The organism is Borreliella lanei (genome assembly GCF_014205895.1).
Lineage (GTDB): Bacteria > Spirochaetota > Spirochaetia > Borreliales > Borreliaceae > Borreliella > Borreliella lanei.
On sequence record NZ_JACHFC010000001.1, the window covers coordinates 355,473 to 376,795 of the forward strand.

At 27.7% G+C, this 21,323-nt stretch carries 19 protein-coding genes, 2 tRNA genes and 1 pseudogene; 12 read left to right on the forward strand and 10 right to left on the reverse strand.

Features of this window, described 5'->3' with window-relative positions:
* Positions 1-28: 28 nt before the first annotated feature.
* Both HNQ06_RS01585 and HNQ06_RS01590 read right to left on the reverse strand, forming a co-directional pair.
* Positions 29-556 (reverse strand): tetratricopeptide repeat protein, encoded by a 528-nt coding sequence (locus HNQ06_RS01585; protein WP_184107227.1) that lies wholly within the window; start codon positions 554-556, stop codon positions 29-31.
* 240 nt (positions 557-796) lie between these two features.
* Complete coding sequence (locus tag HNQ06_RS01590) at positions 797-1,024, reverse strand: KTSC domain-containing protein (RefSeq protein WP_014023757.1); 228 nt, start codon at positions 1,022-1,024, stop codon at positions 797-799.
* 305 nt (positions 1,025-1,329) lie between these two features.
* On the opposite strand from HNQ06_RS01590, the gene fusA reads away from it, so the two are divergent.
* The 6 genes from fusA (at position 1,330) to HNQ06_RS01620 (ending at position 5,510) form a co-directional block, all read left to right on the forward strand.
* Positions 1,330-3,411, forward strand: coding sequence for an elongation factor G (gene fusA / locus HNQ06_RS01595; protein ID WP_184107228.1), 2,082 nt, complete (start codon positions 1,330-1,332; stop codon positions 3,409-3,411).
* A gap of 23 nt (positions 3,412-3,434) precedes the next feature.
* Positions 3,435-4,133, forward strand: a complete 699-nt coding sequence (locus HNQ06_RS01600; RefSeq protein ID WP_184107229.1) for a Bax inhibitor-1/YccA family protein — start codon at positions 3,435-3,437, stop codon at positions 4,131-4,133.
* A gap of 33 nt (positions 4,134-4,166) precedes the next feature.
* Positions 4,167-4,565: a bactofilin family protein gene (locus HNQ06_RS01605; RefSeq protein WP_184107230.1), complete on the forward strand. Its 399-nt coding sequence runs from the start codon at positions 4,167-4,169 to the stop codon at positions 4,563-4,565.
* Positions 4,562-5,206: a tetratricopeptide repeat protein gene (locus HNQ06_RS01610; protein ID WP_184107231.1), complete on the forward strand. Its 645-nt coding sequence runs from the start codon at positions 4,562-4,564 to the stop codon at positions 5,204-5,206. The genes HNQ06_RS01605 and HNQ06_RS01610 overlap by 4 nt, the downstream gene beginning before the upstream one ends.
* A gap of 48 nt (positions 5,207-5,254) precedes the next feature.
* Positions 5,255-5,327: transfer RNA gene (locus HNQ06_RS01615), tRNA-Lys, on the forward strand.
* Between the two features lie 110 nt (positions 5,328-5,437).
* A tRNA-Lys gene (locus HNQ06_RS01620) sits at positions 5,438-5,510 on the forward strand.
* A gap of 157 nt (positions 5,511-5,667) precedes the next feature.
* Here HNQ06_RS01620 and HNQ06_RS01625 read toward each other — a convergent pair.
* From HNQ06_RS01625 to HNQ06_RS01640, 4 genes are read right to left on the reverse strand one after another with little or no spacing between them, the layout of a single operon-like run.
* On the reverse strand, positions 5,668-8,469 hold the full coding sequence (locus HNQ06_RS01625) for a M16 family metallopeptidase (RefSeq protein ID WP_184107232.1): 2,802 nt from the start codon (positions 8,467-8,469) through the stop codon (positions 5,668-5,670).
* Positions 8,450-9,223: a hypothetical protein gene (locus HNQ06_RS01630; RefSeq protein ID WP_184107233.1), complete on the reverse strand. Its 774-nt coding sequence runs from the start codon at positions 9,221-9,223 to the stop codon at positions 8,450-8,452. Before HNQ06_RS01630 ends, HNQ06_RS01625 begins: the two co-directional genes overlap by 20 nt.
* A 15-nt stretch (positions 9,224-9,238) precedes the next feature.
* Entirely contained in the window at positions 9,239-10,006 is a 768-nt protein-coding gene (gene xth, locus HNQ06_RS01635) for an exodeoxyribonuclease III (protein WP_184107234.1), read from the reverse strand.
* A gap of 20 nt (positions 10,007-10,026) precedes the next feature.
* Complete coding sequence (locus HNQ06_RS01640; protein WP_184107235.1) at positions 10,027-10,788, reverse strand: MBL fold metallo-hydrolase; 762 nt, start codon at positions 10,786-10,788, stop codon at positions 10,027-10,029.
* A gap of 194 nt (positions 10,789-10,982) precedes the next feature.
* Here HNQ06_RS01640 and HNQ06_RS01645 point away from each other — a divergent pair, with 194 nt between their 5' ends.
* From HNQ06_RS01645 to HNQ06_RS01660, 4 genes are all read left to right on the forward strand, one after another.
* On the forward strand, positions 10,983-12,278 hold the full coding sequence (locus tag HNQ06_RS01645; protein WP_184107236.1) for a hypothetical protein: 1,296 nt from the start codon (positions 10,983-10,985) through the stop codon (positions 12,276-12,278).
* Positions 12,278-12,892: a glucosaminidase domain-containing protein gene (locus HNQ06_RS01650; protein ID WP_184107237.1), complete on the forward strand. Its 615-nt coding sequence runs from the start codon at positions 12,278-12,280 to the stop codon at positions 12,890-12,892. The genes HNQ06_RS01645 and HNQ06_RS01650 overlap by 1 nt, the downstream gene beginning before the upstream one ends.
* On the forward strand, positions 12,876-13,685 hold the full coding sequence (locus HNQ06_RS01655; RefSeq protein ID WP_184107238.1) for a TIGR02757 family protein: 810 nt from the start codon (positions 12,876-12,878) through the stop codon (positions 13,683-13,685). Before HNQ06_RS01650 ends, HNQ06_RS01655 begins: the two co-directional genes overlap by 17 nt.
* 88 nt (positions 13,686-13,773) lie before the next feature.
* The gene (locus HNQ06_RS01660; RefSeq protein WP_184107239.1) at positions 13,774-14,721 is read left to right on the forward strand and encodes an aldo/keto reductase; all 948 of its coding nucleotides are present in this window, start codon (positions 13,774-13,776) and stop codon (positions 14,719-14,721) included.
* Between the two features lie 19 nt (positions 14,722-14,740).
* Here HNQ06_RS01660 and HNQ06_RS01665 read toward each other — a convergent pair whose 3' ends face one another.
* The gene (locus tag HNQ06_RS01665) at positions 14,741-15,529 is read right to left on the reverse strand and encodes a type III pantothenate kinase (protein ID WP_184107240.1); all 789 of its coding nucleotides are present in this window, start codon (positions 15,527-15,529) and stop codon (positions 14,741-14,743) included.
* On the reverse strand, positions 15,522-17,345 hold the full coding sequence (locus HNQ06_RS01670) for a hypothetical protein (RefSeq protein ID WP_184107241.1): 1,824 nt from the start codon (positions 17,343-17,345) through the stop codon (positions 15,522-15,524). Before HNQ06_RS01670 ends, HNQ06_RS01665 begins: the two co-directional genes overlap by 8 nt.
* Before the next feature lie 103 nt (positions 17,346-17,448).
* Here HNQ06_RS01670 and HNQ06_RS01675 point away from each other — a divergent pair, with 103 nt between their 5' ends.
* The gene (locus tag HNQ06_RS01675) at positions 17,449-17,871 is read left to right on the forward strand and encodes a hypothetical protein (RefSeq protein WP_006433858.1); all 423 of its coding nucleotides are present in this window, start codon (positions 17,449-17,451) and stop codon (positions 17,869-17,871) included.
* Positions 17,872-17,898: 27 nt separating this feature from the next.
* Here the strand turns inward: HNQ06_RS01675 and HNQ06_RS05820 are convergent.
* Positions 17,899-18,734: pseudogene (locus HNQ06_RS05820) on the reverse strand (inositol monophosphatase family protein).
* Positions 18,735-18,836: 102 nt separating this feature from the next.
* Entirely contained in the window at positions 18,837-20,375 is a 1,539-nt protein-coding gene (nadE, locus tag HNQ06_RS01685) for an NAD(+) synthase (protein WP_184107242.1), read from the reverse strand.
* A 379-nt stretch (positions 20,376-20,754) separates the two neighbouring features.
* On the opposite strand from nadE, the gene grpE reads away from it, so the two are divergent.
* Positions 20,755-21,318, forward strand: coding sequence for a nucleotide exchange factor GrpE (grpE, locus tag HNQ06_RS01690; RefSeq protein ID WP_008882627.1), 564 nt, complete (start codon positions 20,755-20,757; stop codon positions 21,316-21,318).
* Positions 21,319-21,323 lie beyond the last annotated feature (5 nt).

Here is a 21,323-nt window from a genome sequence, read left to right on the forward strand (position 1 = left end):
AGTAAAAAGTAAACAAAAAACTAAAAAATTAACTCTTAAGAACAGAAGAAACTATTTCTTCCACACCACTTGGTATAGGATGATTTAGCTCTTTATATTTTGAGATATATTTTTTTGCATTTTTTTTGTCGCTCTTTAAATGATAAATGTAAAAAATATTAAATAGAGCCTCTTTATTTGCGGGCGCAAATTCTAAAGTTTTCAAATAAAAAATCAAAGCATTGTCCAAATCATTTTTCTTAAATAGCAAATATCCCTTAAGATTAATTAACAAAATATTTTCTGGATCTTCTTTTATAATAGAATTAAGCTTCGACTCAGCCTCTACATATTTTTTCAAATTAATGCAAGCTAAAATAAAATTGTAACTTGAATCATCACCAACATTAATATTAAATTTAATAGATTTTTCATAAAGCAAAACAGAAGTCTCATCATTGCCAAGCTCTTCATTTAATTTAGCAAGCTTATAGTATTCACCTGATATGTTTTGATATTCCTTAAAAATAGAACTGCAAGACAAAACAAAAACAACAATAAACAACAATTTATACATAAAAAATTTACTTGAATCCTTAATACTATTTATACTATTTAAATTATTCAAAACAGCAAAATAACACTAAATCTAATAATAATTAAAAATATTAAACTTCAATGCTGTTGAATTTTAAAATTAAATAAACCATCTTGATGATTATAAAACAAAATTTATTACTCTAAAAGCTAGTCATAAATATAAATAAGCCCTTCTGCTTTAAAAACAAAAGGGCTTTAATACTATCTCAAAAACAAATTAAAGCTTTTCTTGGTCATATTTGTTAAATACATTTTCTGTTAAATATTTACCAACTGATCTTCTATCCTCAACAAGTTTAGATATTGCACTAAAATGTCTTGGTTCAATCTTAAAATACTTATAAGCTCTTCCATCCTTAAAAAACACAGAAAGCTCAGACACAGAAGAATCGTAACCTACCTGTGATATTTTGCTCAATTCATTAGATATTGTTAAAGTTTCCAACTCAAATTCCTCCAAATAATTATCTTAGGAGTATAATAATAAAGTAAGAGTTAATTCACTAAATAAAAAATAAAAAGTTTTAATCAATAAAATCAAAATCTACTAAATGATATATTCCCTACAATAAGGATATACATTAATACAAATTTAATCAAGCAAACTGGCAAATATCATACAAAATAATTTAAACTTCCAAATATTTGGTAATATATAACGATATAAGATAGATTTTTAAAAAAAAATTTTGTAAAATTACTAAGATAGTTAATCTTCTACTCACATATCATCAGGAGGGACAAAGTCTAATGGACTACAATAAGTTACGAAACATAGGTATTAGCGCGCACATCGACTCAGGAAAAACTACTCTTACAGAACGCATTCTTTTTTATTGTAATAAAATTCATGCAATTCACGAGGTAAAAGGCAAAGATGGCGTTGGTGCAACAATGGACTCAATGGAACTTGAAAGAGAAAGAGGAATCACAATAGCATCAGCTGCAACTCACGTTGAATGGAAAGATTTTCCGATAAATATTATTGATACACCCGGGCACGTAGATTTTACAATTGAAGTTGAAAGATCTCTTAGAGTGCTTGACGGAGCAATATTGGTTCTTGATTCTGTTGCAGGAGTTCAATCCCAATCAATAACTGTTGATCGACAACTTAAAAGATACAGCGTACCGCGCCTTGCATTTGTAAACAAGTGCGATAAAACCGGAGCAAATCCCTACAATGTAAAAGATCAACTTAGGTCAAAACTTGACCTAAACTCTGTTTTAATGCAAATCCCAATTGGACTAGAAGATAAACATATTGGAGTTATAGACCTTGTATTAATGAAAGCCTACTATTTTGAGGGAAAAGATGGAACAGAAATAATAGAAAAAGAAATACCCTCAGATCTCCTAGAAGAAGCAAAAAGCAAACGAGAAATAATGCTTGATACTCTTGCCGACTTTAATGACGAACTTATGGAATTGCACATGGAAGGAAAAGAGGTCTCTACTGAAACAATATACAATGCAACTAGAACAGGAACATTAGCTTTAAAATTATGCCCTGTATTTATGGGATCTGCTTATAAAAACAAAGGAGTGCAATTACTCTTAGATGCTGTAACCAGATTTTTACCATCCCCTCATGATATAAAAAACACTGCTCTTGACCTCAATAATAATGAAAAAGAAATCAATCTTAAAATTGACAACGAACTCCCAACTGTTGCTCTTGCATTTAAACTTGAAGACGGACAATATGGACAGTTAACTTATGTCAGAATCTATCAAGGAACTTTAAAAAAAGGACAAGAACTTATCAACTCAAGAACTTCTAAAAAATTCAAAGTGGGAAGACTTATCAGAATGCACGCTAATAATACAGAAGACATTGAATTTGGAGGAAGTGGTGACATTGTTGCTTTATTTGGAATAGAATGTGCATCAGGAGATACTTTTTGTGATCCATCGATCAACTATTCAATGACATCAATGTTTATTCCAGATCCAGTAATTTCTCTTTCTGTAAAACCGAAAGACAAAAAATCTGCTGATAATATGGCCAAAGCCCTTGGAAGATTTACAAAAGAAGATCCAACATTTAAAACTTATGTTGACATTGAATCAAACGAAACAATAATTCAAGGCATGGGAGAGCTACACTTAGAAGTTTACATTGAAAGAATGAAAAGGGAGTTCAAAGCAGAAGTTGAAACCGGAATGCCGCAAGTAGCCTATAGAGAAACAATTACAAGAAAAGCTGAATTCAACTATACTCACAAAAAGCAATCTGGAGGAGCCGGTCAGTTTGGACGAGTTGCGGGGTTTATGGAACCTCTTGATAAAGAAGGAGAAACATACGAATTTGTTAATCTAATAAAAGGAGGAGTAATCCCAACAGAATACATCCCATCATGCGACAAAGGATTCCAAAAAGCAATGGAAAGGGGAACGTTAATTGCCTTTCCAATAGTTGACATAAAAATTACAATCAATGATGGCCAATATCACATTGTTGACTCATCTGATATTGCATTCCAATTAGCAGCAATTGGTGCTTTTAGAGAGGCCTATGAAAAAGCAAAGCCTACAATCCTTGAGCCAATAATGAAAGTTACCCTTGAAGGGCCTACTGAATTCCAAGGTAATATGTTTGGACTTTTAAACCAAAGAAGAGGAATAATAACGGGTTCGCTAGAAGATGGAAGTTTTTCAAAAGTTGAGGCTGAGGTACCTTTAAGCGAAATGTTTGGATTTTCAACAGTCCTAAGATCCTCTACCCAAGGAAAAGCAGAATTCTCAATGGAATTCTTAAAGTATGGAAAAGTTCCAAGCGCTATATTTGATGAACTTCGCAAAAAATTTAACGATCAAAACAAATCTTAATAAAATAATAAGGAGGCTTTATTATGATCGATTTAGCACAAGAAAAACAAGAAATACTAATAAAAAACAAGTTTTTAGCCAAAGTTTTCGGGCTTATGTCAATTGGACTTTTAATTTCAGCAATGTTTGCATATGCAACCTCAGAAAATCAAACAATCAAAGCAATAATATTCTCAAACCCAATGTCATTTATGGCTATAATACTTATACAATTTGGACTTGTATATGCAATAAGTGGTGCTCTTAATAAAATATCAAGCAATACTGCAACAGCTCTTTTCTTGCTCTACTCAGCACTAACAGGAGTAACATTATCTTCTATATTTATGATTTATACACAAGGATCAATAGTATTCACATTCGGAATTACTGCTGGAACATTTCTTGGAATGTCTGTTTATGGATATACTACAACAACAGATCTAACAAAAATGGGAAGCTATCTGATAATGGGCCTATGGGGAATCATTATTGCGTCTCTTGTTAATATGTTTTTTAGAAGCTCAGGTCTTAATTTCCTTATATCTATTTTGGGCGTAGTTATATTCACAGGTCTAACAGCTTATGACGTTCAAAATATTTCTAAAATGGATAAAATGCTACAAGACGACACCGAAATAAAAAACAGAATGGCAGTTGTAGCCTCACTTAAGCTTTATTTAGATTTTATAAATTTATTCTTATATCTTCTAAGATTTTTGGGCCAAAGAAGAAACGACTAAAACAATAAAAAATCATAAAAAATTCAATCAAAAATGAATGCTTTAAAGTTAAAGCATTCATTTTTAGAGGTTTCTATGAGTATAGATAGCTTAGAATTCGAAGAAAGTAGTACTCAAAATGTAATAAAAAAAAATTTTGAGTTTGAAGGATATATTGAAAGCAACAAACCAATAATAATAGAAGGAAAACTCAAAGGTTTAATAAACTCATCAAACTCAATCTATCTGAGAGAAAAAGCTGATGTTGAAGCTGAAATAAAATGTCAACATTTACTAAATCATGGCAAAATAAAAGGAAATATTGAGGCTTTAAAAACAATTAAAATCTACAAAACCGGCAAATTAATAGGAAACATTAAAACCAAAGAACTCTTCATTGATTCTGGAGCAATATTTAAAGGGAATTGTGAAATGGAGGATTTAGAAGAATGAATTTTTTTTTTCTATTACAAATAACTTTAATTCTACTATTTAATTCAAGCTTATTATTTGGACAATCGCCACCTATAGAAAAAGAAGACTCTCTTCTCCTATATAAAGAAGGAAAATTTAAAGAAGCTATTTTAAACACATTAGAAGAAATTCGACTAAATCCTAACAACTTAGATGCTAGGACAATATTGATATGGAGCTTAATAGCCATAGGAGAATACAAGAGAGCTGAAAAAGAGGCGATTATAGGACTTGGCATTAAAAAATATGACATAAGAATTATTCAAGCACTAGGAGAAGCTTATTTTTTTCAAAAAAATTACGAAAATGCATTAAAATACTTTCAAGAATATATTAGCCTTGATTCTAAAGGAGCAAGAATAATAAAAGTTTATAATTTGATTGCAGATTCTTTTTATGAGCTAAAAAGATACAATGAAGCAGATTTTGCATACGAACATGCCTTACGATTTTCTCCTAATAACCAAAATTTATTAATAAAATTAGCAAAATCAAGAATAAATGCAAAAAATAAAATATTAGCAGAAGAAGCACTAATTAAACTTCTTACAATCTCACCTAATAATCTAGAGGCAAAAAATTTACTAGAAGAATTAAAAAAAAGCACCAGCAAACCTTGACATTCAATTTATAAAAATTTATTCTTATTGATAGCAAATTAATAAACTGGGCTGCTAGCTCAAGTGGTAGAGCATCGGACTCTTAATCCGCTGGTTACAGGTTCAAGTCCTGTGCAGCTCAAATTGTTAAATACATTTTTGGTGTGTAAATTATTAATTTTATGCCAATTTAGCTTGACATTATTGGAAAATAAATATATTATTACTTTTAATGGTCATAAAATGACTTTTGGGCTCATAGCTCAGGTGGTAGAGCAGCGCCCTTTTAAGGCGTTTGTCGTAGGTTCGAGTCCTACTGAGCTCAATTTTGTCCTCTTCGTCTATCGGTTAGGACTCCAGGTTTTCATCCTGGCAAGAGGGGTTCGATTCCCCTAGAGGATGTCTTGCTAATAAAAATCAGCTTAACATTCTTGCTTTCTAATATACCCAGAAAACAAGAATGTTTTTCAAGTAAAAACAAACTATTCGGGTATTAATAATATCTCTGCTCTTTCGTCAAGATTAATTTTCTTAAAAAATTCATTTATTAAATCTTTGTTTAAATTTGTCTCTACAAACTTAACACCAAAATTATTTTTAAATACTCCATACCAGGATAATGACGCCAATATATTTGAAATCCAATAACCATTCTTCTCCGAATTTATTTTTGTATTTTTAATATAATTCTTCTTAACATAAGAAAAATCTTTATCATTAAAATCTATTTTTTGTCTTTCAATCATATAGCGATTAATAGAATTTAAAACATTATCCAGCTCTTTAGGCTCGGTAGTAAAAAAAATAGACAAAATGCCATCGGAATCTGCATTTTTCCTTAAATTGGAGTCAAAAGAGGCTTGAATTGCATAAACGCTAGACATCTTTTCCCTAATATTTTTTATAAGCCCATCTGTTAAAAGATCTGCTAAAGCATTTAAATTTAATGAGGTCGCTGCTAAATAATTAAATTTAAAAGGATAAATTACATAAGCAAAACTAGTTGAATTTTTTCCCTTCCTTACAACTATTTTATTAAAATCTTTACTGTAAGAGTAATCTAAATCTTTATACTCGCTTATTTCCTTAAAGTTAAGATTGCCCAAATATTTCTTTGAATAAGCCTTTATTGTCTGAATATCTGAGTCTCCAGCAAAGACAAACTTAAAATTATTTGCATAAGTAAACCTTTTCTTATAAAAAGATAAAATATTTTCTTTTGTAAAATATTGCAAATCACTATCTTTTGCATCTTCAAATCTAGGATCATTATTGTTCAAAAATTTACTAATAGCCTTTTTAAAATGGTAATTAGAACTATTTTCATTGCTCTTTATTAATGCTTTTATATTATTAATAGCATTTTGCAAAAAAACATCATCTATTTTGGGTTCCTTAAAAGTAAAATATATAAGCTGAAAAAGAGTTTCAAGATCTTTTTTATCTGAACTTCCAGTAATATATGATTCTTGAGCTCCAACACCAACACTTAAAGAAACAGCTTTATCCGATAAATATTTTTCAATCTGTAATGCAGAATAATCCCCGTAACCTGAACCAGATACTACTCCAGGCGCAAAAGATAAAACGGGAATAAGTTTTAAATCCTCATTGATTAAACCTCCCCAAGAAGTTGCACTAAAATCAATTACACCCTTTTTTTGATCATTATATTTAAAATAAACTTCAACTCCATTTTCAAGAACAAATGATGAAATTTCATTTTCAAACTCATTTTCTCTAACAATATCTTTATCATCTAAAGACTTATCAAAAAATTTACCTTCAATTGAAGAATTCTCATAAGACTTTAACTCTCTTTTTAAAGCTAACTTTTGAAGATTATCAATATCTTCAAAAGTTAAAACAGGATGTGCTCCTCCATGGTAAGAATAAAAAATTGCACAATTTTTTACATCAAACTCTCTTCCTACAAGATTGTTTATTGTTTTCAAATCAATCTTTTCCAAATATTGAACAGAAAGGTCATAATATTCATTCATATCAAATTTATTAGAACCATAAATAGCAATTTCTATTAAATCCTCAAAAATAGCCCATGAATTTGTTTTATTTATATTCTTTTTCCTTAATTCTAAAGATTTGAAAAATTGAGATCTAACTTTTTCAAACTCACCTTGGGTAAATCCAAATTTTCTTATTCTCTCTAGCTCATAAAAAAAATCTTGTATTCCTTCATTCAAATGATCTGGATTAAAGTTTAAAGTAATCGATTTTGCAACAATAGTATTGTTATCTGATTTAAATGAAAAAAAATCTTTATTTGAAACATTTTTAAAATGTTTTACCCCAGCAGTCTTTAATTCAGAAAATCTATTTTCAAAAAGAGCAGTCAATAAAGCCCTTTTAATATCATTTAAAAGGTCATCCTTGGTCTTTACAAAGTTAATAATTTCCTTTTTAAAGAACATTAAACTAGGATCCCCAACTTCCAAATCTTCTAAAAGTAAAAACTTATCTTTAAGCTCCACGTCTAAACTTACTTTTACTTCTTTAATTTTATCAGTTGGATTCTTCCAAGAAATAAATTGCTTCTTTATTTTCTCTTCAATTTCTTTAGGGTCAATATCTCCTACCACAATAACACTTGCAAGTTTTGGCCTATACCACTTTCCATAAAATTTTTTAAAATCTTCTGACCGAAAAGATAAAATCTGCTCTTCAAGTCCAATAGGATTTCTAAATTCATAAAGACTTCCACTTGTCAAAAACTTATACATTTTTTCATAAATTCTTCTAGGATAAGTCTCGCCAAGCTTTTTTTCCTCAATAATAATATTTCGCTCTAGATCTATTTCTTCTTTCATAAAGCTAATTTGAGAAACCCAGTTTCTCAAAATATTTATAGATTCATCAATTTCATCTTTATTATTACCATCTGACAAATCAAGTCTATAATAAGTGAAATCAAAACTAGTAGCAGCATTAATGTCAGCACCAAATTGCATTCCAAATTTTTTAAGAACATCAACTATAGAATTCCCTGGATAATCTTTTGTACCATTAAAAGCCATATGTTCAAGATAATGCGCTATTCCTCTCTCATTATCTTCTTCATTAAGAGAGCCTACATTAAAAACGATTCCCATATTAACGGCATTTTTTGGAGTTTGGTTTTTATAAATATAATACCTTAGCCCATTAGCAAGTTTTCCCTTTACCAAACTTTGATCTAACTTTAATTCATTAGAAACACAGGAAAACAAAAACAATAGAAAAATACTTGTAAATTTACAATAACTTTTAATTCTTTGATAATTCATTTGCACTCCCTCTTATTGAATTTATTTTTTCAGAATAAATTTTATTCAATGCTTTTGAAATAGATGAAAATCCAAAATCATTCCAATCCTTTAAACTCTTTAGCTTAGAAACTGGAAATAGTTCATAAAACAAAAACAACAGCTCTTCTTTGCTTAATTTTGGAATATCATTTAAGTAAATGTTTTTATTAAAATCTTCAAGATAAATAAAAGGATTTAAACGCTTATCTAGAAGAAATTTATTTAAATTAGGCATTGAAATACTTTTATTATAAATTTCAATAGTAGTATATTCGCTTGGAATATCATCATAAAAATCGTTATTCAAAAAAGAATCTAAAATAATAAATTTATTTTCTTTAAACCCTACGTTTCTACCATCTAAAGTCTTTAAAAGTCCATCTCTACTAATATGAACCAAAGTCTTTAAATCCTTTGTGGCTTTAAAGATAAGCCTTGCATTGTTATATGCCTTAGATTGTCTTAAATGCTCAGCATTACTATCTAGTGCCAATTCTTTGTCATTTTTCATTAATAAATTTATATTTTTTTCTTTTAACGCCTTATAAGCTAATTCAATATACTCTAAAGCACAACTATTCGCCAAAACAAGTTGCTCTCTCTTTAATAAATTAATAAAAAACATCAATTCTTCCTTTTCAAGACTACGGTAAAAATCAAAATCATTTAAATCAATGCCAAAACTAAAATTAACACTAAATATTAAATAAAAAATTGCAATGTTTTTTTTCAATCTAGTCTCCTCCCTTTAGCTAACTACATCAGCCAACTCTAAAAAAACAGGACAATGATCACTTCCCATTACTTTGTCTAAAATTAGAGATTTTTTAACATTTCTCTTAAAAAATTCATTAACAATAAAATAATCAATTCTCCAACCCATATTTCTCTCCCTAGCTCTTGCTCTATAGCTCCACCAAGTATAATAACCAGGCTCTTTATTGAATATCCTAAATGTATCCACATATCCTTTGTTTAAAAAGCTGTCTAGCCAAGTCGTTTCTTCAATATAATATCCGGGAGAGTCTCTATTAGAATTAGGGCTTACAAGGTCAATCTCAGTGTGAGCAATATTAAAATCACCACAAATTACTACATTTTTTCCTACACCCACAAGTGAATCTATAAGATTTTCAACATAAGATAAAAAATCAAGTTTATAAACAAGCCTTCTTCTTAAAGCCTGAGAATTGGGAAAATAACCATTGATTAATACAAAATCATCATAATATGCTACAAGCCCCCTACCCTCATTGTCAAAAATTTCTTTTCCAAGTAAATTTACAGCAATAGGCTTAACTTTAGAGTAAATACAAACACCACTATAGCCTTTAATCTTTGACTTTGAAAAATAAGAATAATAATTCTCAAGAATTAAATCCTTTGGCAACTGTTCTCTTAAGGCCTTAGTTTCTTGAACACATAAAATATCTGGAGCATATTCTTTTACAAACTCAAGAAAACCCTTTTTTAAAACAGCTCTAATTCCATTTACATTCCATGAAATTAATTTCATAAATCCTCTTTAAATTTAAATCAAACATAAATCTTTAATCCATCATAAGCTAAATAGATACTGTCTTTTTCTAAATAATCAAATTCTTCATGCATTATATCGTGTGCAATATGCGTAAAATAAGAAACTTTGGGATTAATTTTTTTAATTTCACTAATAGCCTCTGAAAAATTTAGATGGGTCGGATGAGGCTTAATCCTTATAGCATCTATTATAAGTAGATCTAAATTTTTTAAATAATCATAGGACGCTTCAGGGATAAATTTAACATCAGTAAGATACGCTAAATTGTCTACCCTATAACCCAAACTAACTATCTCTCCATGAATCAAAGGAATTGGTACTATCTTTAGACCTTTAAAAAAAATAGGCTCAAAATCTTTAACCACATTAGGAATAATGTCTGCCTTTCCGCTTAAAGAAGGTTTAGATGAAAAATCGTGTGGGAAAGCATTCATTATGTGAACCATGGTAGTATCTCTAGCATAAATGTTTAAAGGAGCAGCTCGTGTATAAAACTTAATATCATCAAAACCCATAATATGATCATAATGTTCATGGGTATAAAGCACTAAATCAAGCTTATCTATATTTTCTCTTAAAAGTTGTTGTCTAATATCAGGGCCTGTATCAATCAACAATTTGATGCCAGAAGATGTTTCAAGGAAAAAAGAACTTCTCAATCTTTTATTTTTACTAAAACTTGAAGTACAGACTCTACAGCTACAATTTAACATAGGAACACCACTTGAGGCTCCAGTTCCTAAAAAGGTTCCGACCATATGTTACTACCTTTCGCCTGTAAAACATAATCTATTTTAACACAACATTTTATATTAAACAAAAATAAAATCTCTTAATTAAACACTCCTTCCTAAATTTAAAATTAGATTAACACTATTTAATAATCAATTCTGTAAACTATTTTGGAAAAATTGCTTTTATGCTTATAATTATTTAAGGAAAAATTATTTTTATGGATACGCAAATTTATGAACTCATTTTCTTAACCAGTTTTAGCATATTTTTAATAGTAAATTTATTTAATTTTAAAAAAGAATTCACTTATGAAGACTACTTCATAATATTCCCAGGTACATTTTTTGTAATAACCTTATACTTTACAGAAATCAGACCGCTAATGTTATATATTGGCAGTATATTCTTAATCTTTATGATAATCATCTTCTTTAAAAACATAAAAACAATAGTAAATAGTAGAAGAAGAAATAGCAACAGGTCTATAAAACAATCAAAAGGAATATTTCTTTCAATTTTGCTAAAAACAATACTTGTAATGCCCGCTATTTTAACCGTTATTATTGCAACTATTTTTTCATATTTGGCACTTTTTATAAATTATCCCAAAGATGAAAATAATAGCTATCAAATTGGATTTGCAAGAATTAAAGATCACAAAAATGATTTAAACTTATCGATTTGGTATCCTGTAAGCTCAACATTGGGCCTTAAAAAACAAAATCCATTTCTTTTGTACGAATTTAATCCTTTTTTCATAAACGAAATGAATTATTTACCAAAAGAAAATAACATATATAAACAAGCCCTTATTAGCAATAACCAAAAACTATATGATTCTGTTTTGCTTATACTTCCTTATTATTCTCACGATTCAATGTTTAAATCTCTAGTTAGCAAGCTTGTTAAGAAAGGAAAAATTGTTTATTTATATTCACCAAAATATAAACATATGAAAAGCTACGATTTTATTAAAAATAGCCATAAAAGTATATTTAGCTATGTAATCAATAAAAGCATTAGTTATTTAATTGAACCTGCCAATGTTCTTAATGAAAAAGCTGATATTGCATCTACTGAAAATGATATTCAAAGCATTATTGAACTAGCAAAATCAAGTCAAAATTTAAAATTTTTAAATTCAAAAATGAACCTTAATAAACTAACGTTAATTACACTAGGAAATCAAGCAAATATTGCTAATTTTATCCTTGCAAAAAACACCAACATAACAAAGTATATAAATATAGGGGGAAAACCACAAACAATAAGAAATTTAAAAAACTTACAACTAATTCTAAAAGAAAATGAAAAGGACCTTCACACAAAAGTTGCTAATATAAACTCTATAAAGCTAACAGACATAAGCAATATTGCAGAAATTTCTGATCTTATTTTTAGCAGAAACTATTTAAAAAGTTTTAATTTTTTAAAAAACAAAAAATTAATGTTATCAAGATTTAATTCTATAGTTAATGAAATTAATAAATTTATTGAAGAGGAAAAATCATAATGATAAAAAAATTCTTACTATTTACAATGATCAACATCTTCCTAACAAATAAAGCTCATAGTAATGAAGAGGTAATTGAAATAAGTACTGAAATACAAAAAGAAAAATATATTCCCTTTTTAATAAGCAGAGGAAAAACTCAACTGGAAGACCTTGTAAAATATACTCTAGAAATAAATCCAGACCTTGACAAAAACTATGTAAACACCGTTGCTAAAACCTATATAGACGAATCTTTGATCGAAGGAGTTAATTATGACATTGCCTATGCTCAAATGCTACTAGAAACAGGAGCCCTAAAATTTAATGGAATAGTTTCAAAAGAACAACACAATTTTTCAGGAATAGGCGCTACTAATAATCTTACAAAAGGAAATTCTTTTTCCAATATTACAGAAGGAATTAAAGCCCATATTCAACATTTAAAAGCTTATGCTTCAAAACAAAATATCAAATCAAGTATGGTTGATCCTAGATTTTACCTTGTTAAAAGAGGATCTGCTCCAACAATATATGATTTGACTGGGAAATGGGCAAAAGACAAGCTTTACGATAAAAAACTTAAAAAAATATTATTAGAACTATTAGAATATAATAATGCAAATAAAAGCTAAAAGCTCACTATATAATTTTCTAGAAAAGATATATTCAAAATACAATAAAAAAAAATTTATACATCCAGACCCTTTAGAATTTCTATACAGGTATAAAGAAAAAGAAGACATTGAACTTGTAGGCCTAATTAGTTCTTCATTGGCACTTGGAAGAGTAGAAAAAATTTTAGAAGCAATCGAGACAATACTCAAACCACTTGGCAAATCCCCTTCTGAGAACCTTAAGCTGGTAAATGAAAAAGACTTAAAAGAAATATTTAAAGGATTTGTTTATAGATTTTTCAAAGGAGAAGATATTGTAAGGCTACTGTGCACCCTCAAGATAATAAAAGAACAGCACCATACACTTGAAAATCTTCTTTACAGTATTTATTATAAAAACCAAAATTTTATACTCAGCATAGATGAATTAATTAAGCATATGGAAAAAATAAATGGAAGAGAATTCGGAATGCTACTTCCAAAGCCTTCAAAGGGAAGTTCTTGTAAAAGACTTTTTTTATTCTTAAGATGGATGATACGCAAAGATGAAGTCGACTTGGGCATTTGGAATAAATTCAACCCCAATAAGCTTATAGTGCCAATGGATACTCATATGACAAACATTGCCTCAAAACTATTTAAAATCAAAGAAATAAAAAACGTAAATCTTAAAAAAGCAATAAAAATTACAAGATACTTTTCAAAAGAAAATAAAGAAGATCCTGTAAAATATGATTTCTCTTTAACCAGATTTGGAATAAATAGAGATTTTAATAAAGAAAAATTACTAAAAAACATTAACAAACTATAAAATTTTATTTATAAAACATTTAAAATAAGACATACTTAAATCATCAAAACAAAAATACTAATTTATCATAAAATAAAAAGGAGAATCGGTGAATAATCTTAAGGAAAAGATAAATACTTATAGCAAACTAATTTTGGGGTCTTGGCAATTTGGGGGAGGATATTTTAAACAGGTCGAAAAAGAAACCGCCAAAAAAATATTAAAAAAAGCATATGATCACGGGATCAGAAATATTGATACTGCAAGAGCTTATGGAAATGGAATTTCAGAAAAAATAATTGGTGAAATAATAGAAGAAGATCCAACAATAAGAGAAAATATTTTAATTGCAAGTAAATGCTACCCAATGGAAATTTCAGAATACATAAAGAACTTTAACGAAAGTCTCAAAAATTTAAAAACTGATTATATAGATATTTACTATATACACTGGCCTAAAAACGATTTTGACCTAAAACCAATTGCAGCATTTCTTGAAGAAATGAGAGCAAAAGAAAAAATAAAATATGTAGGTGTAAGCAATTTTGAAATATCACACATGGAAAGCATAAAAAAAGTTTGTAAAATTGACGTAAACCAAATAGGATACAACCTCTTATTTAGAAATAAAGAAAAAGATGTAATTCCTTACTGTGAAGACAACAATATTGCAACCATATCATATTCAACAATTGCTCAAGGACTTTTATCTAAAGCTAATATAAAAGACAAAAACAAATTTAATGACATTAGAACAGAAAAATTGATACTTTTTAAAAAAGAAATTTGGCCTTATACTTTAAAAACCATAAATAAACTTGAAGAGATAGCAAAGAAAAATAACTTAACAATTTTAGAATTAACATATTCATGGCTTAAAAAAACAAAATTAAGTGGATTTATAGTGGGTTTCAGCAAGGAAAATTATGTAGAATCAAACTTGAATTCATTTAAAGCAGAAATTAATGACGAAGTATGCAAAGAGATTACATCAATTTTGGATAATTTTAATCACCAAACAAAAAACTTCCCAAATTTATTTAACAAAAAAATTTAAAACTCTAAAAACAAATATTTCAATTAACAAACTTAAAGTCAATAGAATTTCCTAAAACTCTAATACCTTCTACAGTTAAATGAATATTAAAAATAAACTCTATCTCAATTAATGGTAAAATTAGGTTAGCATTGCCCCCAGTAATTATTAAATTAAATTCTTTTTTATACATCTCTTTAATATCACGATAAACACCTTCTATTAAATACTTATATTGATAAAACAAACCGCTGTTTACACTCTCAGATGTAGTTCTCTCTAAAAGATTATTTGGAGTACTAATGGGAAATTTCTTGAGAAGATAGGCATTGTCTAATAAAGAATTAAAATTTATCAAAGGACCAGAATTTATAAGACCACCAAGTATTCCATCTTGCCTGCTAACAGCAAAAATGGTACAAGCTGTTCCAAGATCTACTACCAAAACATTTTCAAATGAATAATTTTCAATGGCTGCAACAAGATTGGCAAAAACGTCTGAGCCTAACAAAAATTTATCACTTTTATAAGGATTAAATGTCAAATCATAATTCAAATCAAAACTAATAAACAAGGGCTTTATCTTAAAAAAAGAAAAAATGATATTTTCAAATATTCCATTAAGAACAGGAACAACGCTGCTTATAAAAACTTGATTTACATTAAAATCAAAATTTTTTTCAAAAAAGCTATAAGCCTCATCACGCTTTAACATAAGATTTGTTTTCATTTTAATAAACAAATTAACTTGATTATCTTTAAATAAGGCAAAGGCAATGCTAGTATTCCCAATATCAATTATCAATTCTGATAATAAAGGTTTATTCATAAATATTTATTTTTTTTTCAATTTTGTCAAATCTTAATAAAAGATTAAAAGTTCTCTTTTTCTTGGGTGTTGCTTTAATAACCAAAATTTTGCTCAAAGGATAATACTTCCAACCATCAGAATATACGTAAAACTTATAATCTGTAAACCAATCAATTTCTCTAAATCTAACTAAAGTTGGATTTAAAATATTTCCAAAAAATATATAGCTTGAATAATTAATCCCTTGATCAAAATCAATTGCAACTTTAGTATCAGTAATTTCGCGATTGAAAATCCTAGAAGCAGTATATATCCACCTGATAGATCCATGGCTAGAAATAAAGATAAATTGGGGCATATATTGATTATCAATAATATCAGAATAATAGCTTTCATAAGGAATTCCTTTGGCATGCTCACTCATTAAAGAATAATAAATCGCATTAAATGCAATCTTTAATATTAAACCATCTTTCAAATAAGATGCTATTCTTTTAAGAACCCCAGAAATCTTTAATGCATACTCAACAACATCAGATGAATTAATATTATTATTTAAAATATATACTTTTCCTTCATTTGTAACTCCAAATAAAGTAAATACAAATTTATAAAGCTCCTTTTTAAAACTTAAGTAAAAAGAATCGTCAGTTCTAATCTTAAGAAAAGTAAGATAATTAGATAAAATGTTGTAAGCTTGGATAAAATTAAAATTAGAACTTAATATTTTTTTAGGATCTTTGAGAAGATTTAAAGCACCATTTAATTTAGAACCGTTTTCTGATAAAAAAATTTTTTCCAAAAGGCAAGGATCCTCTTTTAAATAAACCACAAGTCTGTCTTCTTCAAGAGAGTCAATAAAAGTTTTATTTCTTGATAAATAAGAAAAAAATTTATCGAATTGATCTGAATTAGCATAATAACATAAACTTAAATAGGTCAACTTATGTTCATTTTTAACTAATAAAGAATCTAATTTTAAAAATATTGACTCGTGATCTCCTCTGATTAAAGATTCTGCTAAAAAACAAACCATTAAATTTTCATCAAAGCTATAAGAACCGTATTTAAGCCATCCTCCCTTTGAAACATTAAAATTAACAGAATTGTTCCAAGAATCATAAGCATTTTGTCTAAAATTGTTTAAAGTATCATTAAAAATTTTATTATCCACCTCTTTAATTTTTGAATGCATAATAGAATAATCTAATACATTACTTTTATTATTTTGATTGCCCTCTATAATGGAATTTGGAATATTTTTCTTTGGTGAATCGATATAAATAGCATTGCCAATTTTAAATGCTGCTTGAGGAGAGAGTAAAATATCTTTTTCTCTTATCTTTACATTTTCTCCTAAAAAGATTTTATATTCCAAATTCTCCCCTTGTCTTATTGAAATAGTAGGTTTATCTAACAAAACTTCATAATGATCTTCAACTTCATAACTTAACAAAAAGCTCTTAGAGAGATTTGATTCAATACTAAAATTATTTTCTGAATCAAGTAAAAACCCGAGAAAAATATTATTCTCAAAATAAACATAAATACCCATGTCTTGCACTTTATAAGAGATGGGGAAAAGATTCAAACCGGTTTCTAAAACAACAATTGGATTAAGTTTGGATAAAAATATCCTAAGTCCCCTTACATTAACAACAATATCATTTAAAATATATTCACTATTTTCAACCTTATTATTTACTTCTAATTTTATATCTTTTAAAAAAAATATATTTAAGTTTAAATTCCTAAATTGTAAAAAAATAACAACAAACAATATTAAAGCACCAAGCAATAAATTAAAAGCCCCTGCCCTTAAAAACTCCTTCATATGATGATTCTAATCATAAAAAATCAAAATATCAATATTGATTGCATAAAAACAAAAAAAATAATAAAATTATAGGTTAGCTAGTTAAATAGGAGTAAAACATATGAAAATTCCTAAAAATTATATTCCAGGAACAAACCCTTACAAGTCTCTGCCTAAAAAACCTATTATTGAAAACAAGAAAAAAATTACTAAAAAACAAGAACAAATTAATTCAGAAATCATGAAATCTCAAGAGCGTATTTTGAAGCTATATATGAGGCGCCTACAAAAAAAAGATCAAATAACTCTTCAAAATTTTATTCTAGAAGGACATAAAGTAGGTTCCAAAATTTTCAATAACTTACCAAAAACACTAAAAGAAATAATAGCTTTAATGAATATAGAATCGTTAAAAGTGCTAAAAAAGAATACAAAAAATCCAATTAAAATGCTTTACATAAAATTTTCAAGCTGGACCTTAAACAAGCTAATCAAAACGCTAGATATTGAATCTAATAACAACAAAACTGCAAAACATAAATAATAATTTTCAAATTCTTTTTATATCTTATTACTTATTAATTTTTTTATTTGCGTCTTGTCTTACAATGTTTATTGTTGATTTATTATCAAAATAAATCAACAATATTTCAAGGGCCATCTTTTATGATTATTGGACTCTAAATATACATTGAATCTAAAATATCCAATCTCATTTTATTAGCACAATAAAATTCACCAAACATGTCCAATTTATTCCCAATAGCTTATACCAAAGCCCTACAAAAGAAAAATAGGCCTTATAAGAACCTGTGTTTGGCAAAAGAATAGACACAAGAGCCATTAATATGAATATTAGAAGAAATATCAAGATTAAATGACCTTATATAGACCTTGAAACTGGCTAAGCAAACTATGAATATTATAACATTCAGAATTAGTAAAAATAAATTTATTAAAATCTTTTTTTAAAGGATAGCTACCAATGTTTTTTTAGCATAAAATACACTATCTTTAGAAGTAATAAAAAACTCTCCGCTTAAAAGAAGGAAAATAATTCCTTCAATAATTTTGCCGCCACTAGCATATGCTAGTGATATTCCATATAAAGAAAGACCCGCTGCAAAAGAAAAGGTTCCATCAATAGAATCAACAATAAAAATACTCTCTGAAATTAACACATCTTTGATATACTCTTATTCACAAGTAGATATTGTATCTTTCCCCAAGAACAAAATTACCAGGCTTTTTGATTGCTTTGAATAAGAATTGCGCAATTTACTTATCAACTTAAATTACAATAGACCCATCAGATTTAAAATCTAAAATTAATTTAGCACAACCACTTAATGCAAACCTAGTTAATTCATTTAATAAAAATACAATTTTTTCAAAATCCCAATCCATTTTTATATCGATTCTCTTATTAATGATAAATTCTAAAATTGAAAAATCATCTCTAAAAGCATTATGCTTTGATAAATTCAAAACTAAGCTCCAATCATAATTTCAAATCATATTATTCAAAATAGGTACTGAAAGCTCAAAACCAAAGGTTTTTTTAGAAACTTTAACTACAGGAGCCCCCTGCCTTCTTTTGTATTCATTTTTAAAATAAAGATCTAAAACTTTATCAACTATACCTTTTTTAAAATGAAGATAAATTGAATCTGAAGATTCATTGTCAATCAAATATCTATTTAAAATAACATCAAGAACTTCATATTTTGGAAGATAATCACTATCTTTTTGATTAAACCTTAACTCAGCCGAAGGCTCCTTTAAAATAATATTAGCAGGAATAATACATTGGTCAAACTTTGCATTAATATACTTTGCAAGATCATAAACCTCCGTCTTAAAAAGATCTCCAATCAAAGAAAGTCCTCCACAAGTATCCCCATAAAGGGTACAATAACCAACTGCAATCTCGCTTTTGTTACCAGTATTTAAAAGCAAAGAATTTTGAGAATTACTATAAGACATTAATAAAAGCCCCCTTAACCGAGCTTGTAAATTTTCCCCAGTAACACCCTTAACATCAAAATATCCTTCAAAAAATCTACTGCTTACCTCAAATAAATCTTTTATTGGCATTTCAATCAATTTAAAACCTAGTTTTCTAGAAAGTTCTTTAGCATCAGAAATAGAATCTGCCGATGAAAATTTACTAGGCATAGAAATCCCAACAACATTCTCAGCACCCAAAGCAAAACATGCAAGATATGCAACAAGAGCAGAATCAATACCTCCAGATACTCCCAAATGAACTTTAGAAAATCCTGAAAAAGAAACATATTCTCTTAAAACAAGAGATATTGCTAAAATAATTTTTTCAAAAAGCTCATTATATGCATCAAATTTTAAATCTTGAAATGTATCATTAGATATAAAATCAAATTCAAATCCTTTGGCTTGTTTTATCTTGCCAAAACTATTAACAAAAAAGCTACACCCATCATAAACTGCAGAATCTTCAGCTCCATAAAAATTCGAATAAACAACATCCAGATTATTCTCAATAGCAACTCTTTCAAAGAATTTTAACCTAAGATTATTCTTTTCCTTAGTGAAATAAGATTTGGACGGTATTATTAAGTACTGAGCCTTCTTTAAATCCTCGCCAAATTTGGGAACTAATTCTTCAAATAACAAAGCATCCTTAAAATTTAATACAGCAAATACATTGCCCTTATAACTAAAAAACCCAGGCAAATTGCATTGTGATACAGTTAGAACAACTTTATGATTACTGATGACAGAAATAACATCTACAAATTTGCCACCCTTATATACACTATGACCAAAAACAATTAAAATGTTATCATCAACCTGTTCTTTCATAAATTCAATGAACTTACATATATTTTGAGAATATTTAGAACGCCTAAGCAACTCACCATACTTAGTATTGCATAAAAACATAGAAGGAAAAACTAAAACGTCCGATCCCCTTAGCAAAGCTTCATCATAATTAATTTTAAAGTCAGCAATATATTTATCAAAATCTAAGGCTCTGTATCTCGTTTGAGCAATGCTTATTTTCATAGGTAAATAATAAGCAATAATACATTAAATTACAACAAAAAAAATTAATAGCTTCGCAAAACCAATACTCATCCACATTTTAACAATACCTTAATATTAAGAGCGTCATAAAAGCACTAAAAACAAACAAAACCAAAAAATGACACCAAAAATATTCTTATAAATAAAAAAAATTAAAATTTTTTATTTTGACAAAAAAATACACACGAACATTTTACCAAATAACAATATGTATCAATACAACACTATTACTGAAAGCTAAAGAAAAATATACATCTTTCAAATGATCAAAATGAATCAATTTTATTAAATTTTAAGAAAGAAAAAAATTTGTAAAATATTTTTTTTAAAGATAAAATGCTTTATCAAAGGAGGAAAAATGGAAAAAAAAGAAACTAAAAGCGAATCTGAGAAAACCAACAAACAAGATAATAAAAATACAAAATCTCAAAAAAAAGAAAACTTAAATTTAGTAAATTCTGATAAAAAAATTACTGAGCTTGAAAATGAAATCTCCAATCTTAAAGATTTGTATTTAAGAAAACAAGCAGAATTTGAAAACTTCAGAAAAAGATTAGAAAAAGAAAAAGACAATTTTGTTAAATTTGCAAACGAAACCATAATGAAAGATGTCGTTAATTTTCTTGATAACTTAGAACGAGCTATTAACTCTTCAAAAAAATCCAAAGATTTTGACAACTTATTAACAGGAATCAGTATGATTGAAAATGAAATACTATCAATCTTTGATAAAAAATATAATTTAAAAAAATTTGGAGAAAATGGCGAAAATTTTGATCCAAGTCGTCATGAAGCAATAAGCATTGAAGAAAAAGAAGGTCTTAAAAATCCAGAAATAGTAGAGGTGTACCAAAAAGGATATTGCTACAACGACAGAATATTAAGAACAGCAAAAGTTAAAGTTGCTCAAAGTAAAAATTAATTAGA